The organism is Microbulbifer taiwanensis, assembly GCF_014904815.1.
In the GTDB taxonomy this organism is placed as follows: domain Bacteria; phylum Pseudomonadota; class Gammaproteobacteria; order Pseudomonadales; family Cellvibrionaceae; genus Microbulbifer; species Microbulbifer taiwanensis.
On sequence record NZ_JACZFR010000016.1, the window covers coordinates 69,150 to 79,279 of the forward strand.

Sequence of the window (10,130 nt, forward strand, 5' to 3'; positions counted from 1 at the left end):
AAGCACCATGCGCTGGCAGTTAACCAAAGCGGACGACCTGATTGCAGCGAGCGGTAGGCGCACAGAGGAAGAGATTTTCTCCGAGGAAGTCAAAAAAAATATCCTGCTCACCAAGCTGGAAGACCTGGTGGCCTGGGGCAGGGCCAACTCCCTGTGGCCCTTCAATTTCGGTCTCTCCTGCTGCTACGTGGAAATGGCCACCGCCTTTACCAGCCGCCACGATATCTCCCGTTTCGGCTCCGAGGTCATCCGCGCCACACCGCGACAGGCCGACCTGATCGTCATCTCCGGCACCGTATTCATAAAAATGGCCCCGGTTCTGCAGCGTCTCTACGAACAGATGATGGAGCCGCGCTGGGTCATTTCCATGGGCTCCTGCGCCAATTCCGGCGGCATGTACGACATCTATAGCGTGGTCCAGGGCGTGGACCGCTTCCTGCCGGTGGACGTCTATGTGCCCGGATGTCCGCCGCGGCCGGAAGCGTTGATGCAGGGGCTGACGCTGTTGCAGAAAACCGTCGCCAGCGAGCGACGCGGCCTCAGCTGGGTAGTGGACGATCACGGCCCCCGGCAGGTAGAGCGCCCCAGCCTCCGCGACCAGGCCCGCGAAGAGCGTATGAAAGCGGAAAAACTGCGCGCGCCGGATACCGTCTAGCCAATGATCAGTCCCTCTCCCGCATATGGTAGAGGGGAGAATAAAATAACATCGGAAAACCCTATGACAGGCGTAATCGCGCAAAGCGTTTACAAAGCAACTCCCTACAGAGCGGAGGCGGAAGCCTTTATCGGCGACCTGCGCAGGGAATACGACCACGCCAACTACTGGCTGCAGCCGGACTGTCTGGATATGCCCACCCTGTGGATAGACCAACAGTCTCTGCTGCCACTGCTGCGCTTCCTGAAATCGTCGATCTCCCGTCCCTTCGCGATGCTCTACGATCTGACCGCCATCGACGAGCGTCTGCGGATCAATCGCGGCGAGGGCGAGCTCAAACAGCCCGAGAGCGAATTCACCCTGGTGTACCAGTTGCTATCAGTGGAGCGGGACCTGTTTGTGCGCATCAAGGTGGCACTGTCGGAATCACGCCTGAGCGCGCCATCCGCGACTGAGTTGTGGGCCAATGCCAACTGGTACGAGCGGGAAGTATGGGACCTGTTCGGAATCGAATTTGCCGGACACCCCAACCTGCGCCGCATCATGATGCCACCCACCTGGCAGGGACACCCTCTGCGCAAGGATCACCACGCCCGCGCCACCGAAGTGGACCCCTTTACCCTCACGCCGGAAAAACAACAGGCGGAGCAGGAGGCGCTGCTGTTCAAGCCCGAAGATTGGGGCATGGCCCGCGCCAGCGATAGCGCCGAGTTCATGTTCCTGAACCTCGGCCCCAACCACCCCAGCGTGCACGGGGTCTTCCGCATTGCGCTGCAACTGGACGGCGAGGAGATAGTCGACGCAGTTCCGGATATCGGCTACCACCATCGCGGCGCGGAGAAGATGGCGGAACGCCAGGCCTGGCACACCTATGTGCCCTATACGGATCGTATCGATTACCTGGGCGGGGTTATGAACAACCTGCCCTATGTGCTGGCACTGGAGCAGCTGGCGGGTATACAGGTACCAGCGAGGGCGCAGACGATTCGGGTAATGATGTGCGAGCTGTTCCGCATCGCCAGCCATCTGGTTTTCTACGGCACCTTCGCCCAGGACGTGGGGCAGATGTCACCGGTCTTCTACATGTTTGTAGACAGGGAAAAACTATTCGGCATCGTCGAGGCGATTACCGGCGGGCGCATGCACCCGGCCTGGTTCCGAATCGGCGGTGTAGCCCAGGATCTGCCCCAGGGCTGGGACAGGATGATCCGCGAGTTCCTGGATTACATGCCCGCGCGCCTGCGCGAGTACGAGGGCATGGTGATCAAAAACAGGCTGCTGCAAAAGCGCACCCGCGGTATCGGTGTCTACAACACCGAAGAGGCGCTGGAATGGGGTATTACAGGCCCGGGATTGCGGGCCACCGGGCTCGAGTGGGACCTGCGCAAGCGCCGGCCCTACAGCGGCTACGACCAGTTCGAGTTCGATATTCCCACCCACGACGGCGGCGACTGCTTCGACCGCTGCCGGGTGCGGGAAGAGGAGATCTGGCAGAGCCTGCGCATCATTCGCCAGTGTCTCGACAATATGCCGTCGGGACCCTACAAGTCGGATCATCCCCTGACCACACCGCCGCGCAAGGGGCGCACCATGCAGGATATCGAGACGCTGATCCAGCACTTCGTCAACAACAGCTGGGGCCCGGTCATGCCCGTCGGCGAGGTCTGCGTCCCGATTGAGGCCACCAAGGGACTGAACAGCTACCAGATTGTCAGTGACGGCGGCACCAATGCCTACCGCAACCGGATTCGCACACCGTCCTTCCCGCACCTGCAGATGATCCCACTGATGTCGCGGGGCCTGCTGGTCGGCGACCTGATTGCAATTATCGCCAGCATCGATTTTGTAATGGCGGACGTGGACCGCTGATGTGATTGGCTGAGGAAGCACACATGTCCAGTATTTTCGAACCGGAAGTCGTTGAAGTAATGGAGCACAGCAAATCGGGCCCGAACAGGATTGAAACCCGTTTGAGTTCGAAGGAGAAAGAGGAAATAGACCGCGAGTTCTCCCACTACGAGGACAAGGCTTCCGTGGGCCTGGAGGCTCTGCGCATTGTGCAGAAACACCGCGGTTGGGTCTCCGACGAGAGCCTGCAGGCGGTGTCCGCCTACCTGAATATCCCGATTGCGCAGTTGGAAAGCGTGGCCACCTACTTTCAGCTGATTTTCCGCCAGCCGGTGGGCAAGGAGGTGATATTCCTGTGCAAGAGCGCCAGCTGCTGGATTATGGGTTGTAACCGCCTGCAGAAGAAGATCGAGGAAAAACTGCAGATAAAGCCGGGCGAAACCACGGAAGACGGAATATTCACCCTACTGGAAACTCCCTGCCTTGGCGATTGCGACAGGGCGCCTGTGATGATGATCGGCGAGGAAATGCACCGCAACCTCACCGATTCATCCATCGACGAAATCATCGAGAACAAGACCCTCTACCACGCTGAAGGCTCTGGCCATGCTGACCAATCCGCTGACTAATCCCCTGACCAAAAACATCAGGGGCCCCGAGAATGTCGCCACGGATATAGCCCGCTACGAGGACAACGGCGGCTACCGCGGCTGGCGCAAGGCGCTTCAACTGGCGCCGGAAGAGATTGTAAAACGGGTGCAGGACGGCGGTCTTCGCGGCCGCGGTGGAGCCGGCTTCAACACCGGCCTCAAGTGGAGCTTTGTTCCCCGCGGCGAGGACAGCCCGTCGGTCAAATACGTGGTCTGCAACGCGGATGAAATGGAACCTGGTACCTTCAAGGACCGCCTGCTGATGGAGCGGGACCCGCATCTGTTGATCGAGGGCATGGCCATCGCCGCCTACGCCATAGAAGCCCGCACCGCTTACATTTTTATCCGCGGAGAATACGCGCTCGCCGCGGCGCGCCTGGAACTGGCCATCGCCGAAGCCAAAGAGGCGGGTCTACTGGGTTCAAACATCCTGGGCGGCGACTTCAGCCTGGAAGTCCACCTGCACCGCAGCGCGGGCAATTATATCTGCGGCGAGGAGACCGCGCTGCTGAACGCGCTCGAAGGTCGACGGGCCATTCCCCGGGCCAAACCGCCCTTCCCCCAGGTCAGCGGTCTCTGGGGCAAACCCACGGTCGTCAACAATGTCGAGACCTTCTGCAATGTCCCGCACCTGATCGAGATGGGGGCCGACTGGTACAGAGGGCTCGGCCGCGGCGAGGACGCCGGCAGCAAGCTGTTCGGCGTCAGTGGCAAGGTAAAAAATCCCGGCACCTGGGAACTGCCCATGGGCACGCCGATACGCGAGATTATCGAGGAGCACGCGGGCGGCATGCAGGACGGACTCAAACTCAAAGGCTTCCTGCCCGGCGGCGGCTCCACGGATTTTCTCGGCCCCCAACATCTCGACCTGCCGATGGACTATGACGCCATCAGCAAGGCCGGAAGCCGCATGGGTACCGGCACCATCATAGTGCTGGACGACCACACCTGCCCGGTAGGATTGGTGCTGAATCTCACCCAGTTTTTTGCGCGCGAATCCTGCGGCTGGTGCACCCCCTGCCGGGACGGCCTGCCCTGGGTGGTGAAGATACTGCAGCGCATCGAAAACGGCGAGGGCCTGCCGGAAGACCTGGACCTGTTGCGCGAGCAGGCCGCGCGCATGGGCCCCGGCAATACCTTCTGTGCCCTGGCGCCCGGCGCTGCCGAGCCGATACAGAGCGCACTGAAATTATTCGAGCAGGATTTTATCGACCACATTACAAAGGGCTGCTGCCCCTACTTGTAGGGTGCGCCCTGCGCACCGAAGAAACCGAAAGGTGCGCACGGCGCACCCTACGAAGTGAGCAAAAATAACGGACTGCAAATGCCAACTATCACCATCGACGGCGAACAGTACCAGGTAGACGACGACCAGAATCTGCTCAGCGCCTGCCTGGCCCAGGGAATCAACCTACCCTATTTCTGCTGGCACCCGGCCATGGGCTCAGTGGGCGCCTGCCGCCAGTGCGCGGTCGTCGAATACAGGGATGCGGAGGATCAGCGCGGTCGCCTGGTGATGGGCTGCATGACCCCGGTCAGGGACGGTGGTATCTACAGCGTCAACGCCGAAAATGCACGGGAATTCCGCGGCGGCATTATCGAAGACCTGATGACCAACCACCCCCACGATTGTCCGGTCTGCGAAGAGGGTGGCGAGTGTCACCTGCAGGATATGACCGAGATGACCGGTCACACCAATCGGCGCTACCGCGGCAGCAAGCGCACCCATCGCAACCAGTACCTGGGCCCCTTTATCAATCACGAGATGAACCGCTGCATTGCCTGCTACCGCTGCACGCGCTTCTACCGCGACTACGCCGGCGGCGATGACCTGCAGCCGCTGGGCCGAAACAACCAGGTATATTTCGGCCGCCAGCGGGACGGCATGCTGGAAAACGGCTTCAGCGGCAACCTGGTTGAAGTCTGTCCCACCGGTGTGTTTACCGACAAAACCTTCAGCGAGCACTTCGTGCGCAAGTGGGACCTGCAGTCGGCGCCATCCATCTGCGAGCACTGCGCCGTGGGTTGTAACACGGCACCCGGGGCGCGCGAGGCCGGCAACGGCCAGGATGCGCTGCTGCGCAGAGTCGTCAACCTGTACAACCGGGATATCAACGGCTATTTCCTCTGCGATCGCGGTCGCTTCGGATACGACTATGTCAACAGCGACGCGCGCATCAAAAAGGTACTGGCTGCGCGCGGGGATGAGATGATCGGCTCCACCGCGGGGGCCGGCGACAGGGTGCACGGAGAAGTCCACCCGCGGGAAGGGGTACAGAAATTTGCCGAAATTCTCGCGGCCGTACAACGAGGCCAGCGCCGCCTGATCGGCATAGGCTCAACCCGCAGCTCACTGGAAAACAACTTTGCCCTGCGTCAACTGGTGGGGGGAGGCAACTTCTATTCCGGGCTCTCCGCGCGGGATCTGGAACTGCTGCATCTGGTAGACAGGGTGCAGAGGGACGATCGCATCCACAGCCCGAGCACACCGGACATCGAGAATGCCGATGCGATTTTGATTCTCGGCGAGGATCTGGACAACACGGCACCGCGCATCTCCCTGGCGGTGCGCCAGGCGGCGCGCAACCGGCAGAAGCAGCAGGCTAAAAAATTAAAGATCCCGCTCTGGCAGGACGCCTCCGTTCGCCAGCTGCGCGGCGAGCACAGCCCGGTATTTTTTGCCGGCACCGAAATATCGGGATTGGCGGACGTTGCCAATGCGACGCTGTTCGATGCGCCAGGGCAGATAGCACTTTTTGCCGATGCCATTGCCCAGCTGATTCAAGGTAGCGATGCGGCGGCAATGGATCTCGCCGCAGACCGGCGGGAACTGGCAATGCGCACGGCTGACACGCTGCTGGCTGCGAAAAATCCGCTAATCATTTCCGGCTGTAGCAGCAGGTATGGTGACCTCATCCGTGGCGCGGGAAAAGTCGCCACGGCCATCGCCAACAGAACTGCAACCAACTGCGCACTCTATTTGGCCTGCCCGGAAGTAAACAGCCTCGGTCTGGCGCAGTTTTTCAGTCCCGGACGGGGGCATCTGGAACAGCTGACGCAGGAACTGCACGGCAAGGAAAGAGATCCACTGACACTGGTAGTACTGGAAAACGACCTCTACCGCCGCGCCGATCCTCAAACTGTCGAGCGGATTCTCTCCTGTGCCGATGAAGTCATTCTGCTGGACAGTCTGCTGAACAGCACCGTCAAACGCGCCGACCTGATTTTTCCCGCCGCGGCAACGGCTGAATCCCAGGGCAGCTATATCAACAGCAACGGCCAGACACAGCGCTTCTACGCAGTCTACGAAGGTGGCGGTTATATCCAGGAGAGTTGGCGTTGGCTGGCGGACGCCGCCAGTTTCTGCGAGCAGATTACTGCCGATCTCTCGGTAATCGCCGCCTGGCAGCACAGTATGGACCTGAGCGAAGCCGTCGCCGCCGAGTTTCCCACATTCGAGGCACTGGAAAAGGTAGGCCCCGATGAGGACTACCGTATTGACGGACTCAAAGTGGCGCGACAGGGGCATCGCTATAGCGGGCGCACCGCCGTGCGAGCCAAAGCCGAGGTGGCCGAATTTCCACCGCACCTGGACCCCGACGCGCCCATGGCCTTCAGCATGGAGGGTATCCAGAGTCCGGGCGCCACTCCGCTTTCCGCCAACATCTGGTCGCCGGGCTGGAACTCCAATCAATCGATCTTTAAATTCCAGCAGGGTATCGGCGGTGCCCGCAAAGGTGCCAAAGGCCCTTTTAAAATTCGACGACAGTCTCAATCCATACCGGACTGGACCATTTCCGCTGCCGAACCGGAGCAAGACGAAGAGCAACTGATCACGCTGCCAATTTACCGTATGTTCGGCTCCGACGAACTGAGCGCGAGCGCCGCCGCCATCGCCAGCGTGATAGAAGTCCCCTTTGCACTGATCAACCGCGCAGACGCCGAGCGGCTGGGCGTCCAGCCTTCGCAGCTGTGGCGGCTGCACACGGACGGCAACAGCTATTCACTGCGGATGCACGTCAGCGATACCCAGCCCCCAGGAACCCTGGGGGTACCCTGCGGACTGCCGGGACTGGAAGCCGTTTCGTCCCAACTCCCCGGCCGTGCTCAACTAAAGCCCCTACCTGCCACTGAAACCGGAGAAACCCCATGACGGCCCCGGCCTGGATCACACTGCTGAATATATTCGGCGTACTGATAGCGGCGGTGCTGCTGGCGGCACTACTGACCTGGGGGGAGCGTCGCCTGCTGGGTTTCTGGCAGGACAGACCGGGCCCCAACCGTGTCGGCCCGTTCGGTCTGCTGCAGGTAGTCGCCGACATGATCAAGCTGTTCTTCAAGGAGGACTTTGTCCCGCGCTTTGCCGACATCCCGGTATTTATACTCGCCCCTACAGTGGTCATGGCCACCATGCTGCTCGGCTTTGTCGTCATCCCGGTATCACCGACCATAGGCGTGATCGACCTGAATATCGGCCTGCTGTTTATTCTCGCCATGTCGTCGATGGCAGTCTACAGCGTTATCCTCGGCGGCTACGCCTCCAACAACAAGTACGCGCTGCTGGGTGGGCTGCGCGCGGCGGCACAGACAGTTTCCTACGAGGTCTTCATGGGCCTCAGCCTGATGGGTGTGGTGATGTTGGCCGGCAGCTTCAACCTGCGCGAGATAGTGCAGGCCCAGGAAAGCGGCTGGTATATCCTGCCGCAGTTTATCGGTTTTTTCGTCTTCTTTATTGCGGGTATCGCCGAGAGCCACCGATTGCCATTTGACCTTCCCGAAGCTGAACACGAGCTAACCGCCGGGTTTCACACCGAGTACTCGGGAATGAAATTCGGCATGTTCTTCGTCGGCGAATACCTTTCCGTCATCCTGATATCCGCACTGATCACCACCCTGTTTCTCGGTGGCTGGCTGGGCCCCTGGCTGCCGCCGGTAGTCTGGTTTGCCCTGAAGACCGGCCTGCTGGTCATGCTGTTTGTCCTGCTGCGCGCCGCCATACCCAGACCCCGCTACGACCAGTTGATGCAGTTCGGCTGGAAGGTGATGCTGCCGCTGTCCCTCCTCAACCTTCTGGCTACCGCGGGGGTACTGTTGTGGATAGGTTAAACAACATTTCTCTGTATCGAATAGGAGGGGGCCGATGATCGCGAGTCAACTGCGCAGTATGTGGCTGGTGTTCAAGCACCTATTCAGCCGCAATGCGACGGTGCAGTACCCGGAGCAAAAGCCCTACCTGGCGCCGCGCTACCGCGGTCGCATAGTGCTGACCCGGGATCCGGACGGAGAGGAGCGCTGTGTCGCCTGCAACCTGTGCGCCGTCGCCTGCCCACCGGACTGTATCTCCCTGCAGAAAACCGAGGATGAGGATGGGCGCTGGCGCCCGGCGTATTTCCGCATCAATTTTTCCCGCTGCATCATGTGCGGCCTCTGCGAAGACGCCTGCCCCACCTACGCCATACAGCTGACGCCGGATTTCGAAATGTGCGAGTACGACCGGCAGAACATGGTATACGAAAAAGAGGACCTGCTGATCAGCGGTCCCGGCAAATACCACGATTACAGTTTTTACAATGTGGCCGGCAAGGCGATCGCCGGCAAGGACAAGGGCGAGGCGCAGAATGAAGCCGAGCCGGTCAATGTTAAAAGCCTGAACCTATAAGAATCCCGAATTATCAGGATAACCAATGAATCAAAAAAGAAAGCTCCCCTCCCCCGCTTGCGGGGGAGGGGTCGGGGGAGGGGGAAAGCTGCAGCTGGAACGGGCGCGGAAACTGCGCACCAACGCCACCGAAGCTGAGCAGCGCCTTTGGTACTTTCTCCGCGCCAAGAGATTGATGGGCCTGAAGTTCAAACGCCAAAAGCCCATAGGCAGATACATAGTCGACTTCGTATGCCTGCAGCCGAAACTGATTATCGAACTGGACGGTGGGCAGCACGCGGAACAGGTTCATTACGACCGGCAGCGCGATACATGGCTGCAGAGTCAGGGATTCCGGACTCTTCGATTCTGGAACAATCAGGTTCTAAGTGAAACCCCGGCCGTACTGGAGCAAATCAGGCGCGAAGTTCTGGGCCTCTCCCCCCGCCCCTCTCCCGCAAGCGGGAGAGGGGAGCTTACTGTTCAGACTGAGGAGTAAAACGATGAGCGCAGCGGTTTTCTATCTCACTGCGGCAATCGCCATAGCTTCGACGGCCATGGTCATCTTCAGCCGCAACGCAGTCCACGCCCTGCTCTACCTGATCGTCTCCCTGCTGTCGGTCGCGGTGATTTTCTACCAGTACGGTGCGCCCTTTGCGGCGGCGCTGGAGGTCATCGTCTACGCCGGGGCCATCATGGTGCTGATGATCTTCGTCATCATGATGCTGAATCAGGGCGATGCGGCGGTTGTCCAGGAAAAGGAATGGCTGCAGCCGCGCGGCTGGCTGGGGCCGGCGCTGCTGTCGTCGGTACTGCTGCTGCAGTTGATAGTGCTGCTGTTCAGTGGCCAGGGGGAAACTACCGAGGCGCTGCACTATGTGGGCCCCAAGGAAGTGGGGATTGCACTGTTCAGCCACTACATCCTCGCGGTAGAACTGGCTTCAATGCTTTTGCTGGCCGGCTTGGTGGGCGCATTCCATCTGGCCAGGCAGAAACGCGCGGAATCGCCGGAGGTACCGCATGCCGATTGAATCTATCCCCGGACTGCACGCGGGGCTGGCACTGGCCGCGATTCTGTTCTGTCTTGGCCTCGCCGGCCTGCTGGTGCGGCGCAATATCATCTTTATGCTGATGTGTGTGGAGATCTGCACCAATGCGGCGGCGCTGGCTTTCGTGGTCGCCGGTTCCCACTGGGGCAATGCGGACGGTCAGGTGATGTTCGTATTCGTAATCACTCTGGCGGCAGCGGAAGTGGCCATCGCCCTGGCCCTGGTGCTGCAGTTCTACCGCCGCCGCCATACGGTGGATATCGACCAACTAAACGGACTGAGAGGTTGAT

10 protein-coding genes are annotated in these 10,130 nt (G+C 60.3%); all 10 read left to right on the plus strand.

What is annotated here, in order from left to right; genetic code table 11:
- Positions 1-7 precede the first annotated feature (7 nt).
- Complete coding sequence (locus IG627_RS06000) at positions 8-655, plus strand: NuoB/complex I 20 kDa subunit family protein (protein WP_193191026.1); 648 nt, start codon at positions 8-10, stop codon at positions 653-655.
- Positions 656-718: 63 nt separating this feature from the next.
- Positions 719-2,524, plus strand: coding sequence for an NADH-quinone oxidoreductase subunit C/D (gene nuoC, locus IG627_RS06005; protein ID WP_193191027.1), 1,806 nt, complete (start codon positions 719-721; stop codon positions 2,522-2,524).
- A gap of 23 nt (positions 2,525-2,547) precedes the next feature.
- Complete coding sequence (nuoE, locus tag IG627_RS06010; protein ID WP_193191029.1) at positions 2,548-3,132, plus strand: NADH-quinone oxidoreductase subunit NuoE; 585 nt, start codon at positions 2,548-2,550, stop codon at positions 3,130-3,132.
- Entirely contained in the window at positions 3,110-4,399 is a 1,290-nt protein-coding gene (gene nuoF / locus IG627_RS06015; RefSeq protein WP_193191032.1) for an NADH-quinone oxidoreductase subunit NuoF, read from the plus strand. Before nuoE ends, nuoF begins: the two co-directional genes overlap by 23 nt.
- A gap of 78 nt (positions 4,400-4,477) precedes the next feature.
- Positions 4,478-7,306, plus strand: coding sequence for an NADH-quinone oxidoreductase subunit NuoG (gene nuoG / locus IG627_RS06020; protein WP_193191034.1), 2,829 nt, complete (start codon positions 4,478-4,480; stop codon positions 7,304-7,306).
- A complete protein-coding gene (gene nuoH, locus IG627_RS06025; RefSeq protein ID WP_193191036.1) occupies positions 7,303-8,259 on the plus strand; it encodes an NADH-quinone oxidoreductase subunit NuoH in 957 nt (318 codons plus the stop codon). The genes nuoG and nuoH overlap by 4 nt, the downstream gene beginning before the upstream one ends.
- Positions 8,260-8,293: 34 nt before the next feature.
- Positions 8,294-8,812 (plus strand): NADH-quinone oxidoreductase subunit NuoI, encoded by a 519-nt coding sequence (gene nuoI, locus IG627_RS06030; RefSeq protein ID WP_226864771.1) that lies wholly within the window; start codon positions 8,294-8,296, stop codon positions 8,810-8,812.
- Positions 8,813-8,837: 25 nt separating this feature from the next.
- A complete protein-coding gene (locus IG627_RS21250; RefSeq protein ID WP_193191038.1) occupies positions 8,838-9,290 on the plus strand; it encodes an endonuclease domain-containing protein in 453 nt (150 codons plus the stop codon).
- Positions 9,291-9,294: 4 nt separating this feature from the next.
- Complete coding sequence (nuoJ, locus tag IG627_RS06040; RefSeq protein ID WP_193191040.1) at positions 9,295-9,822, plus strand: NADH-quinone oxidoreductase subunit J; 528 nt, start codon at positions 9,295-9,297, stop codon at positions 9,820-9,822.
- A complete protein-coding gene (gene nuoK, locus IG627_RS06045) occupies positions 9,812-10,129 on the plus strand; it encodes an NADH-quinone oxidoreductase subunit NuoK (RefSeq protein ID WP_226864772.1) in 318 nt (105 codons plus the stop codon). The genes nuoJ and nuoK overlap by 11 nt, the downstream gene beginning before the upstream one ends.
- The last annotated feature ends 1 nt before the right edge of the window (position 10,130 follow it).

Coding starts and splice junctions, on each gene's coding strand:
- IG627_RS06000 (WP_193191026.1), top strand. CDS start 8: ATGCGCTGGCAGTTAACCAAAGCGGACGACCTGATTGCAGCGAGCGGT.
- nuoC (WP_193191027.1), top strand. CDS start 719: ATGACAGGCGTAATCGCGCAAAGCGTTTACAAAGCAACTCCCTACAGA.
- nuoE (WP_193191029.1), top strand. CDS start 2,548: ATGTCCAGTATTTTCGAACCGGAAGTCGTTGAAGTAATGGAGCACAGC.
- nuoF (WP_193191032.1), top strand. CDS start 3,110: ATGCTGACCAATCCGCTGACTAATCCCCTGACCAAAAACATCAGGGGC.
- nuoG (WP_193191034.1), top strand. CDS start 4,478: ATGCCAACTATCACCATCGACGGCGAACAGTACCAGGTAGACGACGAC.
- nuoH (WP_193191036.1), top strand. CDS start 7,303: ATGACGGCCCCGGCCTGGATCACACTGCTGAATATATTCGGCGTACTG.
- nuoI (WP_226864771.1), top strand. CDS start 8,294: ATGATCGCGAGTCAACTGCGCAGTATGTGGCTGGTGTTCAAGCACCTA.
- IG627_RS21250 (WP_193191038.1), top strand. CDS start 8,838: ATGAATCAAAAAAGAAAGCTCCCCTCCCCCGCTTGCGGGGGAGGGGTC.
- nuoJ (WP_193191040.1), top strand. CDS start 9,295: ATGAGCGCAGCGGTTTTCTATCTCACTGCGGCAATCGCCATAGCTTCG.
- nuoK (WP_226864772.1), top strand. CDS start 9,812: ATGCCGATTGAATCTATCCCCGGACTGCACGCGGGGCTGGCACTGGCC.